The organism is Pseudomonas sp. Irchel 3A5 (genome assembly GCF_900187575.1).
In the GTDB taxonomy this organism is placed as follows: domain Bacteria; phylum Pseudomonadota; class Gammaproteobacteria; order Pseudomonadales; family Pseudomonadaceae; genus Aquipseudomonas; species Aquipseudomonas folii.
This window is the reverse complement of the sequence record NZ_FYDU01000017.1, coordinates 29803-45936: the sequence shown is the minus strand read 5'-3', so window position 1 is coordinate 45936 and position 16134 is coordinate 29803. Positions and strand designations below refer to the sequence as shown.

The following is a 16134-nucleotide window of genomic DNA, read 5'->3' as shown; positions in this document are numbered from 1 at the left end:
CTTGTGGCAACTTACCTTTAATCCGCCATCGCAACCTGCCGAAAGAGGACAACCGTGCTCACACGCCCCGCTAAATCCTCCTTTGCCAACCGATTCGTTCCTGCATCAGGGCTGGGCAATCCTCATCTGCAAACGTTATGGGGGCCCTTATGGCGCAGGAAAACGTCCATCGAGCGTCAGCGCGAGCGCGTCTGGCTTGCCGATGGCGACTTCCTCGACCTTGACTGGTTTGGCCCCCATGAGCTGAACACGCCGCTGGTACTGGTGCTGCACGGCCTGACCGGTTCATCGAACTCACCTTATGTGGTCGGCTTGCAACAGGCGATCGCTCAGGAAGGCTGGGCCAGTGTCGCGCTCAACTGGCGCGGTTGTTCCGGCGAGCCGAACCTGCTGTCGCGCAGCTATCACTCCGGCGCCAGCGAAGACCTCGCTTCAGTGATTGCTCACCTGCGGACCAAGCGCCCACTGGCACCGCTTTACGCCGTGGGTTACTCACTGGGTGGCAACGTGTTGCTCAAATATCTGGGTGAGTCGGGCGTGAACAGTGATCTGCAAGGCGCAGTGGCTGTGTCTGTGCCTTTCCGGCTGGATGAATGCGCCGACCGCATCGGCATGGGCTTTTCAAAGGTCTACCAGCGGCATTTCATGCGCGAAATGGTTACCTACGTGAAGGACAAGCAGCGTCACTTCAAGAATGAAGGGATAAGCGAAGGGCTTGCGGAGCTGTCTGCACTGGGGTCTCTGGAAAACATGCGCACGTTTTGGGATTTCGATGGCCGGGTAACCGCCCCCCTGCATGGTTTCGCCAACGCCGAGGATTATTACCGCCGCGCGTCCAGCCGCTATTACCTGGGAGACATCCGCACGCCGACTCTGATTATCCAGGCGGCGGATGATCCCTTCGTGTTCAAGCACAGCCTGCCAGAAGCTGAGGAGCTGTCCGCCAGCACTGAATTCGAGTTACAGGAAAAAGGCGGGCACGTAGGGTTCGTCGATGGATCGCTGAAGAATCCCGGGTATTACCTGGAACGGCGGATTCCGCTATGGCTGACGAATGCGCATGGGACGGGGCTTTAGCTCACATTAACCATAGGCTTGAAACGCACATCTTAGGTAGGAGCGAACTTGTTCGCGAGGCGGCGTCCCTGAAGAAACGCGTCAAACCCTCTCGCCAACAAGTTGGCTCCTACCTTCAAGCGGTAACATGGCATTTCTACAGAAAACTGTCTTATGCCCCCGTCGCAACCTCTCGCCCCGGATCGGTGATCCACTCACTCCACGAGCCCGCATACAACGCCCCGAGCGGATATCCCGCCAGACACAACGCAAACAGGTTATGACAGGCCGTTACACCAGACCCGCAATAAGCGACCAGGCTTTCTGGCGGGCGCCCCTGAAGCTTTTCGGCAAAGCGTTGCTTGAGTTGCTCAGCTGGCAAAAAGCGTCCGTCCGGGCCGAGGTTTTCGTTGAATGCCGCACATTGCGCGCCGGGGATGTGTCCGGCAACAGGATCAATGGGCTCCACTTCCCCGCGAAAACGAGCTTCAGCACGGGCATCGATCAACGTCAGCTCCGGCTCGCCAAGCCGCGCCTGCAGTTGTTCGGCGTTCAGCACCAGCGAGCCGTCAGGCTGGCCAGTGAACGTCCCGGGTTCTTTACCTGGAGGGTCAAGGCTCAACGGCAAACCCGCAGCGTGCCAGGCCTTTAGCCCACCATCAAGAATGAACACGCCGTCGCGCTTGCCCAACCAGGCCAGCAGCCACCAGGCTCGAGCAGCGAACGCGCCAGGTCCGTCGTCATACAGCACGACATCGCTGTCGGCGTTGATGCCCCAATACTGCAAGCGTTCAACCAGCTTCTGAGGGTCCGGCAGAGGATGACGACCAGTCTTCCCCTTGCTGATCGGGCCGCTGAGATCGCGCTCCAGATCGGCAAAAGACGAGCCGTCGATGTGCCCGTCGGCATAGCTGCGTTGGCCGTAGGAGGTATCTTCCAGAGCAAAACGACAATCGAGAATCACCAGCCCCGGTTGTAGCTGGCGAGCGGCCAACTGCTGCGGGCTGATCAGTTGCGCGATAGGCATGACAGGCTCCTGTGGACAATTGAAAGGTTCAGCATTTTTCCAGATCGTTGCGGCTGATGATGTTCAGACTCCATCCGCCAGCGCTTGATGCAACGGCACGTAAAATTCTTCGCACAGCGCCTTCACTTCCTCTAGCGCCTGCGGGGTGACATAGCCCGATTCAAGCATCAGCACCTGATAAACGCCACGGCGCATGGCGTCCGCGCTCAGATGGGTGCTGTTTTCCCGCGTGGTGCAGAGGAAACGCACCCACGACGTGAGAACGATCCAGGTATTGAGCGTCAGCGATTCGATCTGCACTTTGTTCATCTGCAGGATGCCAGCGTCAACGAACCCGCCATAAATGGCCATGGCCTGAATCAGACAATGCTGGGAAAAGCGTCGATAACGCGCGGCCAGTTCGGGATCGCAATCGAGCAGATGCTCCAGATCGCGATGCAGAAAACGATAGCGCCACATCCCGTCGAGAATCTCCAACAAGTAATAACGCTTGTCTTCAACGCTGGGCAGGCGACCTTTGGGCGGGCGCAGAAAGGTGTTCACCAGCGTTTCATACTCAGTGAACAACTCGGCGATAATCGCCTGCTTGTTGGGGAAGTGGTAATACAGATTGCCCGGCGACATCTCCAGATGCGCCGCAATATGGTTGGTGCTGACGCTGCGTTCGCCCAGTTGATTGAACAGCTCCAGGCTGTTCAGCACGATCCGTTCACGGGTTTTGATACGCGGGGTCAGGCTCACACTTGATCGCTCGGCTGTTATTGGTATCCAGCGATCTTAGCGCAAGCGTGATGTCCGGGCATCAACCGCCCGAACATCACTTTCCCTCAAGGGCGCTTGCCAATTTCCACCTGTTGCGCCGTCCAAGGTTTGACCTGCTCGCTCAGCGTCAGCCCAAGTCCCGGCCGGGTCGGCACCAGCATGCGACCATCACGGGTTTCAAGACGCTCGTTGAACAACGGCTCCAGCCACTCGAAATGCTCAACCCATGGCTCGGTCGGGTAAGCCGCTGCCAAGTGAACATGCAACTCCATGGCGAAATGCGGCGCCAGCATCAGCCCGGCCTGTTCAGCCATGGCTGCCACCTTCAGATAAGGCGTAATACCGCCTACGCGCGGCGCGTCCGGCATCAGGAAGTCAGCGCCACGCAGCTTGATGAACTCGGCGTGTTCGGCGACGCTGGTGAGCATTTCTCCGGTAGCGATTGGCGTATCAAATTGCTGAGCCAGCGCCGCGTGGCCTTCAGCGTCATAGCAATCGAGCGGCTCCTCGATCCAGATCAGGTTGTACTCTTCAAACTTGCGGCACATGCGCTGGGCAGTCGGTCGATCCCATTGTTGATTGGCATCGACCATCAGCGGGAAGTTATCCCCAAGGTGTTTGCGGATGGTGCTGACGCGCTCGATATCCACCGCCCAGTCCGGCTGACCGACTTTCAGCTTGATGCCGCCAATACCTTTTTCCCGGGACAGATCCGTGTTTTTCATCAACTGATCCAGCGGCGTATGCAAGAAGCCACCGGAGGTGTTGTAGCAACGCACCGAATCACGCTGCGCACCCAGCAAACGAGCTAGAGAAAGGTTGGCGCGCTTGGCTTTCAGGTCCCACAACGCCACGTCGATAGCGCCAATGGCTTGAGTCGACATGCCGCTGCGACCCACCGAAGCGCCCGCCCAGCAGAGTTTGGTCCATAACTTGGCGATGTCGCTCGGATTCTCACCGATTAGCGCCGGAGCAATTTCCTGAGCGTGGGCAAACTGACCGGGGCCACCCGCGCGCTTGGAGTAACTGAAACCCAGGCCACTGTGGCCGTCGACCGTTTCGATTTCCACAAACAACATGGCAATTTCAGTCATGGGTTTCTGCCGACCGGTCAGCACCTTGGCATCGCTGATCGGGTTAGCCAGCGGCAGGAAGACCGACGAGACCTTCAACCAGGCAATCTGGTCATGATCGGAGGACTTGATGTTTTCTTGTTGGATGGACATGAGTAGCTCCCTGATGGATTCAAGAACGCGGTGAATTGAGGGCTGGCGATGGTTCGGCCTGAGCAGGAGGATCCTGAACGTCGTCCAGATCCAGGCGTTTGAGCGGGCCTACAATGAACAGATAGGAGAAAGCACCAAGCAGCCCCATGGCTGCGACGTACATCAGTGCGACGTCGAACGAACCGAGCTGGTTGATCATCACGCCAATGGCGATAGGGGTAACGATGCTGGCCAGGTTGCCGCAGAAGTTGAACATGGCACCGCTGACGCCCATGGCGCGCTTGGGTGACACGTCACCGACAATGCACCAACCCAGATTGCCAACGCCTTTGGCGAAAAACGCGATGGACATCACCAGAATCACTAGCGGAACGGACTGGGTGTAGTTGGCGACGACGATGCTGCTCGACAGCAACAATCCACAGATGATTGGGGTTTTGCGGGCAGCGGTCAGGCTGAAGCCCTTTTTCAGCATCCAGTCTGACCAAATGCCACCGATGATCCCGCCAAGACACCCGGCAATCGGCGGGATAGCCGCGACCAGACCCACCTTGAGCATGGTCATGCTCTTGGCTTCGATCAGGTAAGTCGGGAACCACGTCAGGAAGAACCAGGTGATTGAGGTCAGGCAAAACTGGCCCAGATAAATCCCGACCATCATTCGATTGCCGCCAATGGCGCGTACCCGCTTCCAACTGAACGGCGTCGGTGCATCGCCCATGGACGGAAGACCACCGCCCGCTTCGATGTAGTCGATTTCTGCTTGATTGGCGCGTGGGTCCTTGCGCGGCTCGTGAACCATCCTGAACCACAGCAAGCCAATCAGAATACCCGCCAGGCCCGTCGACCAGAACACGTGCTGCCAGCCGAAAGTACTGAGGGTCCAGACCATGATGGGTGTGAACACCGCCAGCGCAAAGTACTGGGCAGATTGAAAAATGGCCGTAGCCAACCCACGCTCCTGACGCGGAAACCACATCACGGTCAGGCGGTTATTGGCCGGGAATGCAGGCGCCTCAGCAACGCCCATCAGAAAGCGCAACGCAAACAGCGCAAAGAACGCCGAGCTGAAAAGATCGACGTAGCCCTGCAGAAAGGTCAGGGTCGACCAGAGAATCAAACTCAGGCCCAGCACCAGCCGCGAGCCGTAGCGATCAAGCACGACTCCGCCCGGCAATTGCATCGCGGTGTAAGCCCAGCCAAAAGCCGAGAACGCGATGCCCATGGTCATCGCATCGAAGCCCAGGTCCTTGCGCAACGCAGGTGCCGCAATGGAAAGCGTCGCCCGGTCTACATAGTTGAACACCGTGACAATGAAGATCATCGCCAGGATCACATAGCGGACGTTGGTCTTCGCTATTGAGGGTATGGAAGCTGTCACTTTTATTTTCCTTATTGTGATTGCTACGAATGACTTGCCGGCTGGATGAAGCTGGAACCTCAGATCTGAATTACAAATGATTGCGCAATCATTCGGGTATCAAAAAAAGCTCCACGTCTGAGCTCGGACGGGAGCGCTTGGGAAGATACTACTATGATTGCGCAATCATTCAATAGCACCGCTGATCAATTTCAGGCGAATGATTTCAGGTGGTGGCGCGGTCGATGAGGGTAAAACCGGTATCGATCCGCAAGGGATCTTCGGCGCCAGCGGGATAGTTAAAGCGTTCCAGAAGTGCCTGAGCGGCCATTTGACCAATACGAGAGCCATCAACCTTGACCGTCGACAGTGCTGGATAGACCTGCGCTGCGCTGCTCAAATCACCGAAGCCCATCACCGCCAGATCTTCCGGGACGCGCAGGCCTCGGCTAGCTGCTTCTGCCAGTACGCCCTGGGCGATGGTGTCCGAGCTGCAGATCACAATTTCAGGGCGCTCTTGCTGATCCAGCAGGCGGCGTAGACCTTCTCGGCCGATCTCCAGCGTGGCGGGCGGCGCGAGCACTTCAACCGGTACATCATGAACGCCATGGCGCTCCAGCTCGGCCAACAGACTTTTGCAGCGACGCATGCCACGGGGGTCGCTGATGGTCACCACCGAGAAACGCCGATAATTTTTTTCCAGCAAGTGCCGCGCGACAGACTCGCCCACCGCTTCGTGCGAAAAGCCCACCAGCATGTCGATGGGGGCTTCACTCAAATCCCATGCCTCGACCACCGGAATGCCAGCCTGGGCCAGGCGCATCCGGCTTGCCTCGGTATGCAGCGTGCCGGTCAGTACAATGCCGTCTGGCCGCCGCCCCAGGACCGCCTCAAGCAAGGTTTCTTCCTGCTCGGCGGAGTAGCCGGTCAACCCCAACAAGGTCTGGTAACCCGCTTTGGTGAGGCAATCCATCAGCGCCTGAACCGTATCGGCAAAGATCGAGTTGGCAATCGTCGGCAGGAAAATCGCCACTAATCGGCTTTTGTTGCTGGCCAGCCCACCGGCCAACATGTTCGACACATAACCCGTCGCGCGCACCGCTTCGCGCACCTTGTCGCGGGTCTTCTCGCTGACCAGCTCAGGCCGGTGCAACGCCCGGGAAACCGTCATCGGCGAAACCCCCGCCACCTTGGCGACGTCAATCAGCGTCAGGCTCGCGCCTTTGGGCGGGGATGCAATGATAGATCCCGCAGGAACGCCATCTGATGGTTTCGACATGAGTGTTTCCGGACTGCTGCGCTAGACCGGTAAAGATACCGCTTCCGGGGAGACAAATGTAGCCGGGGGTGTGAAGTGCTGATGTATCCCTATGGCGCATACGGTTCAAACAGCTGGTCGCCACATCCACTGTCATTAGGAGCACCTAATGCACTGCTTTTGAAGACGGTCGCCCTGCGTCACTGACACAGTGCTGTTGCGCAGCAAACAAAGCCCTGTAGGAGCGCACGAGCACCGCGAGGCCGCGATAGCGGTGTATCAGAAAGGTCGCCATCGCTGCGTCGCGGTGCTCGTGAGTTCCTACAGAAAAGCATTCCAAATCAAATAGTTGAATCTTGTTTGATCGGAGGTCGCCCTGCGTCAGTGACACCACTTGCCTCTGGTCATTCGAGCTGAAAAATACAGCAGCCCAACGCGGAATTTGACTTCCTAGAGCAACAACTCTAAAACCAGTGGATAACTCCAAACGGAATTGCCCTCATGCCTGCCGAACTCGCCTGGTTACCTGATCGTTCGCACCCCAAGAGCGAACTTGAGCGAGTGTTTGCTGAGCAGCGCAAGGCCTTTGCCGCCAATCCGATGCCCACCGCAGGTCAGCGCCTGCAATGGCTTGCCAGTCTGCATGAGCTGCTTTGCGCCGAGCAGCAGCCGTTGATCGAGGCAATAAGCAGCGACTTCAGCCATCGCAGCGCCGATGAAACGTTACTGGCCGAGTTAATGCCCAGCCTGTTTGGTATCAGGGACGCCCGTAAACAACTGAAAAAATGGATGCGGCCTTCACGGCGTAAAGTGGGCATCGCTTTTCAACCCGCATCGGCCAAGGTGGTGTATCAACCTCTGGGCGTCGTGGGCGTTATCGTGCCGTGGAACTACCCGCTATTTCTGGCCATCGGGCCAATGATTGGGGCGTTGGCAGCGGGTAACCGGGTAATGCTCAAACTCAGTGAATCAACACCGGCCACCGGTGAACTGCTCAAGCGTCTGTTCGCTCGGGTGTTCCCGGAGGACTTGGTAGCAGTGGTGCTGGGCGAAGCGGACGTCGGCATCGCATTCTCAGGATTACCGTTTGACCACTTGCTGTTTACCGGCGCGACCAGCGTCGGCAAGCACGTAATGCGTGCCGCAGCGGAAAACCTCACGCCGGTCACGCTGGAACTGGGCGGCAAGTCCCCGGCCATTGTTTCCCATGATGTGCCGCTCAAGGATGCAGCAGAACGTATCGCTTTCGGCAAGACGCTCAACGCCGGGCAGACCTGCGTCGCGCCTGACTACGTGCTGGTGCCGGAGGATCGCGTCGAAGAATTCATTGAAGCCTACAAAACCGCCGTCCTGAGGTTTTACCCTACCCTGACTGACAATCCGGACTACACGGCGATTATCAATCAACGTCAATTGGCTCGACTGAACCGCTATCTGGATGACGCCGCAGACAAAGGCGCGCAGATTATTTCCCTGTACAAAAGCGGCCAGGATCGACGCATGCCGTTCAGCCTGCTGCTAAACGTCAGTGACGACATGCTGGTCATGCAGGACGAGATTTTCGGTCCACTGCTGCCCATCGTGCCCTACTCACGCATCGACCAGGCATTCGCCTACGTCAACCAACGCCCTCGCCCACTGGCTTTGTACTACTTCGGCTACGACAAAGCCGAACAGCAACGCGTGCTGGAACAGACCCATTCCGGTGGCGTGTGCCTGAACGACACGCTGCTGCACGTCGCCCAGGATGACCTGCCGTTCGGCGGTGTCGGCCCTTCAGGCATGGGCCACTACCACGGCCATGAAGGATTTCTGACATTCAGCAAGGCCAAAGGCGTGCTGATCAAACAGCGTTTCAACATTGCGCGGCTGATCTATCCGCCTTATGGGAAGGCGATGCTAAGGCTGGTCTATAAATTGTTTATCCGGTGATGGCGGGGCTCTGTCTAGTGCATACGAATCGACACCCCACTGTAGGAGCTTACGAGCACCGCGAGGCAGCGATGGCGTTCTACCTGATACATCGCTTTCGCGGCCTCGCGGTGCTCGTGCGCTCCTACAGAACGCATCCCAATTCAATTGCATACATCTAGTTTGATGGGAGCTGCCCCGGTGTCCATCACACCGCGCTGACTCGCGGCAAACATGGCCCCTGTAGGAGTGAGCTTGCTCGCGATAACGTTCTGCCAATCAACTATGTTGTGACAGAAAGACCGCTATCGCGAGCAAGCTCACTCCTACATATCTACCGTTTCGCGATGTCCCGCAGGGATAAGGGATACACCGCTTTAATCCTCAATTTTGATAGCAATACGACCTTAGCCTTCAGCACTTCGACTTGGCCCACCGGGAATGCTGCGCTACCATCCGACTCCCCAAGGACTCCGACCAGGACGACGCGATGAACCGAGTGTTGTATCCAGGCACCTTCGACCCTATCACCAAGGGCCACGGCGATCTGGTCGAGCGCGCATCGCGCCTGTTCGATCATGTGATCATTGCAGTTGCCGCCAGCCCGAAGAAAAATCCGCTTTTCCCTCTGGAACAGCGTGTGGAGCTGGCCCGTGAAGTCACCAGGCATCTGCCGAATGTCGAAGTGGTAGGTTTTTCGACGCTGCTGGCGCACTTTGCCAAAGAACAGAATGCCAATGTATTTCTGCGAGGCCTGCGCGCCGTCTCTGACTTCGAATACGAGTTCCAGCTGGCCAATATGAATCGCCAATTGGCACCGGACGTCGAAAGTCTGTTCCTCACGCCATCCGAACGGTACTCGTTCATTTCCTCGACGCTGGTCCGTGAAATCGCGGCCCTGGGCGGAGATATCACCAAGTTTGTCCACCCGGCTGTCGCCGAGGCGCTGACTGAACGCTTCAAACGCTGAGTTTTACGGTAACGTCCGGGTGCAACGAAACGACTAATGCGGCACAATTCGCCGCATTAGATTTCATATGCCCCGGCATCGACCGTGGCAGGAGTGTTCCATGTCCCTGATCATCACTGACGATTGCATCAATTGCGACGTCTGCGAACCCGAGTGCCCGAACGAGGCAATATCTCAAGGCGAGGAGATCTACGTGATCAATCCGAGCCTGTGCACCGAGTGCGTTGGCCACTACGACGAGCCGCAATGTCAGCAAGTCTGCCCTGTGGATTGCATCCCGCTGGATGAAAATCGCGTGGAAAGCAAAGACGAGCTGATGACCAAGTACCTGATCATTACCGGCAAGGCTTGACCCCTCGGCGCTGCATCGCCGACATCCAGCTATCTTGCCGGCCGACCAAAGCGAACCCGGCATGATCCTCAAGCACGTTCTATCCAGCGTTTTTCTGCTTTGCGCCTTGTCAGCGCAGACCACCGTCGCTGCTGGCACAGCGTTTCCCCGCCCGGCACAGTCCGCCATCGCCAGCCCGCATCCAGAAGCCACGGCAGCGGGTCGGGAAATCATGGTAGCGGGCGGCAACGCTTTCGACGCCGCCGTCGCTATCAGCGCCGCACTGGCTGTAGTTGAACCCTACGGCTCGGGATTGGGGGGCGGCGGGTTCTTCCTGTTGCGCCAAAGCGGCGCGCAGACAGGCTATGTGTTTCTGGATGCACGAGAAAAAGCCCCGATCAACGCGACTTATGACCTTTATCGCCGAGACGGCAAGGTGCAACCCGGCCTTTCCTTGAACGGACCGCTGGCCGCCGCCATTCCGGGCCTGCCCGCAGCATTGGTCGAGCTGGCCGAGCGCTATGGCAAGCTACCGCTGAACATCTCCATGGCACCGGCCATTCGCCTGGCCTACCAAGGCTTCCCGGTCGACAGAATTTATCAGCAACGCGCTACGGCTCGCCTTTCGGCACTGCGCGACGATCCGGAAAGCGCTCGGCTGTTTCTGCGTAACGGCGAAGTCCCCGCGATGGGCACGATCATCCAGCAGCCGGAACTGGCCGTGACGCTGAATCGGCTGGCCAACAACGGCCGCGATGGTTTCTATGCAGGCCTGACGGCTCAGTCGATGGTCCAGGGCGTAAAGGCAGCAGGCGGCATCTGGAAGTCAGAGGATCTGGATCAGTATCAGGTTGCGACACGAGTGCCGCTGCGTTTTCGTTTGGACGACCAGCGAGAGCTGATCAGTGCCCCGCCTCCCTCCGCTGGCGGCGTAGCGTTGGCCCAAAGCCTGATGATGCTGCAACAACTCCCATGGCAGCAGTCAGACAAAGTGCAGCGCACCCACTACGTATTGGAAGTACTCCGGCGCGCCTATCGTGACCGAGGATTGCTGGGCGATCCGGACTTCGTCGCCAATCCCCTCGATCATCTGCTTGATCGCGAGTATCTGGTGCATCTGGCGGGCAGCATTAACCCTCAAGACGCGACGCCAAGCAGCAGCCTTGAGCCTTCACCGCGCTGGCGTGAAGGCGAACACACCACCCACTTTGCCGTGCTGGATACTGACGGCAATGCGGTCGCGGCGACGCTCTCGGTCAATTTACCGTTCGGCGCAGCGTTCACCGTACCGGGTACGGGCGTTGTGCTGAACGACGAAATGGATGATTTCGCTGCCGACCCGCAAGGCAGCAATGCTTATGGACTGGCAGGCAGCAAAGCCAACTCGATTGCGGCCGGGAAACGTCCGCTGTCCAGCATGAGCCCGAGTTTTCTGGAAAGCCCTGACGAATTCGCCGCATTTGGTACGCCGGGCGGCAGCCGCATCCCGAGCATGGTGCTGCTCTCGATGCTGGAGTATCTGAACGGCCAACCGATTGCCAGTTGGCCTGCCGTGCCGCGCTACCATCACCAGTATTTACCGGACGTGGTCGAGCACGAGCCGGGAGCGTTCAGTCAGGAAGACATGAAAGCGCTGCAATCGCGTGGTTATGACTTCAAGGAAGTTTCCCGCGGCTATGGCAATCAGCAAGTGTTGCTGTGGGACAAGGCAGGGAAACGTGTCGAAGCGGCGAGCGATCCGAGGGGCCTTGGGGTTTCAGAAACATTCGATCCGAAGGTCAGACAAATCTCGCCCTGAGCGGACAGGTCTACTCCTGCTTACCGTAACCGTCCCCAGTGCAACCCAGGCAGCGCACGAAAGCGGCTTTGCCAGGATCGACCACCAATGCTTTGCCGGTTGCACCGAGGTTACCGCCAGCGGCAGCGAATGGGGAGGCAATGACAAATAGACCGGCGCCGACAATAGTGGCCGCGATTAGCAACGGTCTGGCAATCAGCAAGTCGCCGATCATGGCGTAGGCCGGTGGATTCTGGATGCTGTAAACCGGGTCTCCGCTGCCGTGATTCACGGTTTCACTGGCCATTGCGGGCATCACCTGCAAACCGAAATTCAAAGCCAGGCTGGCGGCGATCAGTCGAAACGGCTTCATGGCATGGTCCTTCATGTGCAGCGGGATGGGTTGCCGTTAACTATAAACAGCGATGACGGTTAAGCAAGTGGGGCAGTATTGCGGATCATTTTGGGCCCACCAATATCTGATTCAACCGATGCCCCTGTAGGAGCTCACGAGCAACGCGAGGCAGCGATGGCGGTGTATCAGACAGAACGCTATCGCTGCCTCGCGCTGCTCGTGAGCGCCTACAAAAACGGGGAATAACCGGCCTACTTCTGACATTTGGGGCAATACACACTCGCCCGCTGCCCCAGCTTGATTTCACGCAACGTAGTGCCACAGATTTTGCAGGGCTGCTCACCGCGGCCATAGGCAAACAACTCTTGCTGAAAGTAACCGGGCTGACCATCACCACCAATGAAGTCACGCAACGTCGTACCGCCACGCTCGATGGCGGCGGCCAGGATGCGTTTGATCTCAATCGCCAATCTCAAATAACGGGCACGAGAAATGGTTTTTGCCTCACGGCGCGGATCAATACCCGCTGCAAACAATGCCTCGGTGGCGTAAATATTCCCCACGCCCACCACGACCGCGTTGTCCATGATGAACGGTTTGACTGCAATGGACTTGCCCCGCGAACGCTCGAACAGGCGCTGGCCATCGAAAAGATCGGTCAGCGGCTCAGGCCCGAGGCGTACCAGCAGCTCATGATTAAGCGGGTCCAGACTCCAGAGCATCGCACCGAACCGACGTGGATCGGTATAGCGCAGCGCCATGCCGGACTCCAGCTCGATGTCCACATGCTCATGCTTGAGCGCAGGCATGCCGGCTTCCACCAGACGCAAGTTGCCCGACATACCCAGGTGGCTGATCAACGTCCCTACTTCAGCCTGGATCAGCAGATACTTGGCGCGTCGCTCGACCACTACGATCTTCTGCCCTGAAAGGCGGACATCCAGATCTTCAGGGATCGGCCAGCGCAGACGTCGGTCACGCACGATGACGCGGCTGACACGTTGACCTTCAAGATGAGGCGCAATGCCCCGGCGGGTAGTTTCAACTTCGGGTAATTCAGGCATGGGTAACTCGGTGATGCGCGAAGCGATGCGACCGCGCGCGGGATCAGTGCGCGGACAGCTCGCGAATGCTTTCTTTGAGGTTTTCGAAATCGTAATCGGACAGCCCAACGTAATCGAGGATCAGATGCCCGATGGCATTCCACTCATGATCTTCATCCTCATTGCCGAGCACCTTGTGCGACGCGCAGATATGTTCGGCCATTTTCAGCACCGCCAGCAGATTTTTCAGCGGGGCATTGCGGTTGGAGTCATCCTGAAAAATCGCCAGCGCATTATGGTGGTTGGCGATGGCATTGGTGACATGTTCGGGCAAACGCCAGGACTTTGCAGTGAAATAGCCGACAACGGCGTGGTTGGTATCAAACGTTTCGTTCTCGGTGTCCACCACCCGGCGCTCCCCGCTCGCACTGGTATAAGCCTGCTCCAACACGTCCATATAGTTGGGAAAGCGCTTGAGCATCAGTGGAATACCGCAGTCATGGAACAGACCCAACGCGTAGGATTCGTCCACAGTCTGCGAGCCAATGCGCTTGGCCAGTGTCAGACTTGTCATCGCCACATCCTGCGTCGAATCCCAGAAACGGTTCAACGTCACGATGGTTTCGTCGCTCATTTCGCCCTTGATCGACTGCGCATTGATCAGGTTAATCACTGAGCGAATCCCCAACAGATTGACCGCCTTCTGGATCGAGGCAATCTTGTTGGCAAGTCCATAGTGAGCCGAGTTGACGATTTTCAGCAAAGCACCCGACAAACCGGGATCCTGAGAAATCAGCTTCGCGATCACATCAAGATCAGGGTCTGGCATGTACTGTTCCATCTGCAAATCAACCATGATTTGCGGTTGCGGAGGCACACTGATGCCCTGCAAGACTTGCTGAATCTGCTCGGACGTAAGCTCTTCGGACATAGGTAAACACTCAAGGACAGATCTGGATTCTACTCCTTCATACCCGTGGCTTTATAGCCACCAATGCTGACGGTAATCGACTTCAAGGCGTCAATTATCCCGTCATTGAAGTAGCAGCCCTTGCAAGCAGCTAAAAGATATCGATATGTGCGGTAATTTCAAGCCGGGAAGATTCTGTAGAAATTCATTTCAAAAACAGGACTCGGGCAGTCGGGATGCTCGTGCTCGTACTCACACAACCGCCAGCCGGTTAATTCACATCATCGCGCCCCAGAGCGGAATGACGCGGTATAATCCCGCTCTTTTTTCCGGAGCGACGTCATGTCCCTGCCTAGCTTGCGCCTCAAAGCCAACGCCGACCGTCGCCTGCGCGCCGGTCACTTGTGGGTCTACAGCAACGAAATCGACGTAGCCGCGACCCCGCTGCACGGCTTTGCCGCAGGTGATCAAGCCGTGCTGGAAGCCGCAGGCGGCAAACCGCTGGGCATCGTCGCCATGAGCCCGAACAACCTGATCTGCGCCCGCCTGCTGTCGCGGGACGTCAAGTTGCCGCTGGACAAGTCGTTGCTGGTGCATCGCCTCAACGTGGCCTTGTCTCTGCGTGATCGCCTGTTCGACAAGCCGTTCTATCGCCTGGTGTACGGCGATTCGGACTTGTTGCCGGGTCTGGTTGTTGATCGCTTCGGCGACATTCTGGTGGTCCAGCTGGCTTCCGCCACCATGGAAAAACACAAAGAAGACGTGCTTGCCGCTCTGATTCAAGTGCTCAAGCCAAGCGGCATTCTGTTCAAGAACGACTCGGCTGCCCGTGATGCAGAAGGCCTGAACCGTTACGTGGAAACGGCTTTCGGTCTGGTCCCGGAATGGGTCGCACTGGAAGAGAACGGCGTGAAGTTCGAAGCGCCGGTCATGGAAGGTCAGAAAACCGGCTGGTTCTACGATCACCGCATGAACCGCGCCCGCATTGCTCCGTACGTCAAAGGCAAACGCGTTCTCGACCTCTACAGCTACATCGGCGGCTGGGGCATTCAGGCGGCAGCGTTCGGCGCAACTGACGTGACCTGCGTTGATGCATCTGCATTTGCACTGGATGGCGTGGAGCGTAACGCTGCACTGAACGGCTTCGCGGAGAAACTCACCTGCATCGAAGGTGACGTGTTCGCAGCCCTTAAAGAGCTGAAAGCCAGCGAAGAGCGCTTCGACGTGATCGTCGCCGACCCACCGGCCTTCATCAAGCGCAAGAAAGACCTGAAAAACGGTGAGGCCGGATACCGTCGCCTGAACGAACAAGCCATGCGTTTGCTCAGCAAGGACGGCATCCTGATCAGCGCGTCGTGCTCGATGCACTTGCCGGAAGATGACCTGCAAAACATCCTGCTGACCAGCGCCCGCCACCTGGATCGCAACATCCAGCTGCTTGAGCGCGGCGGCCAGGGCCCGGATCACCCGGTACACCCGGCGATCGCCGAAACGCGTTACATCAAGAGCATCACCTGCCGGTTGTTGCCGAATAGCTAAGCTGCAACGACTCTCTTTGAATCAAGGGGAGTCGTTTTTCTCCAGCTGGAGTTTCAGGTCACGAGTAGCTGACTTGAAACCGAAGCTGACTATCATGAGCCCAAAAATAGCGACCGCGAAGCCTAAAAGAATTACGGCCTCCTGGTCGATTATCTCCGCGATAACCATCCCAAAAAACACCATGTTGCAGATGCCCATGATTATCATCGTCGGGATATAGCTCATTCCAGGATTGCCCTTATCTCTCAGAGCATCAAGCTGCTCTTGAGGCGAGATCAACATGCATTGACAATGTGGACAGGCCAAAGGCTGCCTTATAAACAATGTTTTTTGCTGTTCCTTGCTCGGTAAGAACGTTTTGCCGCACTCACCGCAATCCGCCTTCATGCCTACGACACAAACAAAACTGTCGCCCACCTCATCCTCCCGACCAAACCGGGCCTCCTTCGTGGAAAGCGCTCCGGTGCTTCGGCATCCTATAGAGATGATTGGATGTAAAAAATCCGTCAGCAGCACTTTCAGAAGCTTCCTACAAACAAAACTGTAATCTGGATATCACGACCATCTGCCAAACGATTTTGCGGTCGCCCAGGCCCAGACATTCCCTAC

General features: G+C 57.5%; 15 protein-coding genes. 6 read left to right on the top strand and 9 right to left on the bottom strand.

Features of this window, described 5'->3' with window-relative positions:
* Window positions 1–54 precede the first annotated feature (54 nt).
* The gene (locus tag CKW31_RS24650; RefSeq protein WP_095101018.1) at window positions 55–1077 is read left to right on the top strand and encodes a hydrolase; all 1023 of its coding nucleotides are present in this window, start codon (window positions 55–57) and stop codon (window positions 1075–1077) included.
* A gap of 151 nt (window positions 1078–1228) precedes the next feature.
* Here CKW31_RS24650 and CKW31_RS24645 read toward each other — a convergent pair whose 3' ends face one another.
* The 5 genes from CKW31_RS24645 to CKW31_RS24625 all read right to left on the bottom strand — a co-directional run bounded on the left by CKW31_RS24645 (window position 1229) and on the right by CKW31_RS24625 (window position 6710).
* Window positions 1229–2083 carry a sulfurtransferase gene (locus tag CKW31_RS24645; protein WP_095101016.1) on the bottom strand — a complete coding sequence of 285 codons (855 nt, stop codon included), beginning with the start codon at window positions 2081–2083 and terminating at the stop codon, window positions 1229–1231.
* Between the two features lie 63 nt (window positions 2084–2146).
* On the bottom strand, window positions 2147–2818 hold the full coding sequence (locus CKW31_RS24640) for a TetR/AcrR family transcriptional regulator (protein WP_095101177.1): 672 nt from the start codon (window positions 2816–2818) through the stop codon (window positions 2147–2149).
* Between the two features lie 92 nt (window positions 2819–2910).
* Window positions 2911–4071, bottom strand: coding sequence for a mandelate racemase/muconate lactonizing enzyme family protein (locus CKW31_RS24635; RefSeq protein ID WP_095101014.1), 1161 nt, complete (start codon window positions 4069–4071; stop codon window positions 2911–2913).
* 19 nt (window positions 4072–4090) lie between these two features.
* Complete coding sequence (locus CKW31_RS24630; protein ID WP_095101175.1) at window positions 4091–5395, bottom strand: MFS transporter; 1305 nt, start codon at window positions 5393–5395, stop codon at window positions 4091–4093.
* A 262-nt stretch (window positions 5396–5657) separates the two neighbouring features.
* Window positions 5658–6710 carry a LacI family DNA-binding transcriptional regulator gene (locus CKW31_RS24625; protein ID WP_095101012.1) on the bottom strand — a complete coding sequence of 351 codons (1053 nt, stop codon included), beginning with the start codon at window positions 6708–6710 and terminating at the stop codon, window positions 5658–5660.
* A gap of 480 nt (window positions 6711–7190) precedes the next feature.
* Here CKW31_RS24625 and CKW31_RS24620 point away from each other — a divergent pair, with 480 nt between their 5' ends.
* The 4 genes from CKW31_RS24620 (at window position 7191) to ggt (ending at window position 11699) form a co-directional block, all read left to right on the top strand.
* A complete protein-coding gene (locus tag CKW31_RS24620) occupies window positions 7191–8621 on the top strand; it encodes a coniferyl aldehyde dehydrogenase (protein WP_095101010.1) in 1431 nt (476 codons plus the stop codon).
* Window positions 8622–9090: 469 nt separating this feature from the next.
* Window positions 9091–9570: a pantetheine-phosphate adenylyltransferase gene (coaD, locus tag CKW31_RS24615; RefSeq protein WP_095101008.1), complete on the top strand. Its 480-nt coding sequence runs from the start codon at window positions 9091–9093 to the stop codon at window positions 9568–9570.
* Window positions 9571–9670: 100 nt separating this feature from the next.
* Entirely contained in the window at window positions 9671–9922 is a 252-nt protein-coding gene (locus tag CKW31_RS24610; protein WP_095101006.1) for a YfhL family 4Fe-4S dicluster ferredoxin, read from the top strand.
* Between the two features lie 61 nt (window positions 9923–9983).
* On the top strand, window positions 9984–11699 hold the full coding sequence (ggt, locus tag CKW31_RS24605) for a gamma-glutamyltransferase (protein WP_095101003.1): 1716 nt from the start codon (window positions 9984–9986) through the stop codon (window positions 11697–11699).
* A 10-nt stretch (window positions 11700–11709) separates the two neighbouring features.
* Here the strand turns inward: ggt and CKW31_RS24600 are convergent, their stop codons facing one another.
* From CKW31_RS24600 to CKW31_RS24590, 3 genes are all read right to left on the bottom strand, one after another.
* Window positions 11710–12051, bottom strand: coding sequence for a multidrug transporter (locus tag CKW31_RS24600; RefSeq protein WP_095101002.1), 342 nt, complete (start codon window positions 12049–12051; stop codon window positions 11710–11712).
* Between the two features lie 233 nt (window positions 12052–12284).
* Window positions 12285–13097, bottom strand: coding sequence for a bifunctional DNA-formamidopyrimidine glycosylase/DNA-(apurinic or apyrimidinic site) lyase (gene mutM / locus CKW31_RS24595; RefSeq protein WP_027899682.1), 813 nt, complete (start codon window positions 13095–13097; stop codon window positions 12285–12287).
* Window positions 13098–13140: 43 nt separating this feature from the next.
* The gene (locus CKW31_RS24590) at window positions 13141–13953 is read right to left on the bottom strand and encodes an HDOD domain-containing protein (RefSeq protein WP_176469983.1); all 813 of its coding nucleotides are present in this window, start codon (window positions 13951–13953) and stop codon (window positions 13141–13143) included.
* 375 nt (window positions 13954–14328) lie between these two features.
* On the opposite strand from CKW31_RS24590, the gene CKW31_RS24585 reads away from it, so the two are divergent.
* Window positions 14329–15525: a class I SAM-dependent rRNA methyltransferase gene (locus CKW31_RS24585; protein WP_095100998.1), complete on the top strand. Its 1197-nt coding sequence runs from the start codon at window positions 14329–14331 to the stop codon at window positions 15523–15525.
* Between the two features lie 21 nt (window positions 15526–15546).
* On the opposite strand, the gene CKW31_RS24580 is transcribed toward CKW31_RS24585, so the two are convergent.
* Window positions 15547–16041 carry a hypothetical protein gene (locus CKW31_RS24580; RefSeq protein WP_095100996.1) on the bottom strand — a complete coding sequence of 165 codons (495 nt, stop codon included), beginning with the start codon at window positions 16039–16041 and terminating at the stop codon, window positions 15547–15549.
* Window positions 16042–16134: the final 93 nt, after the last annotated feature.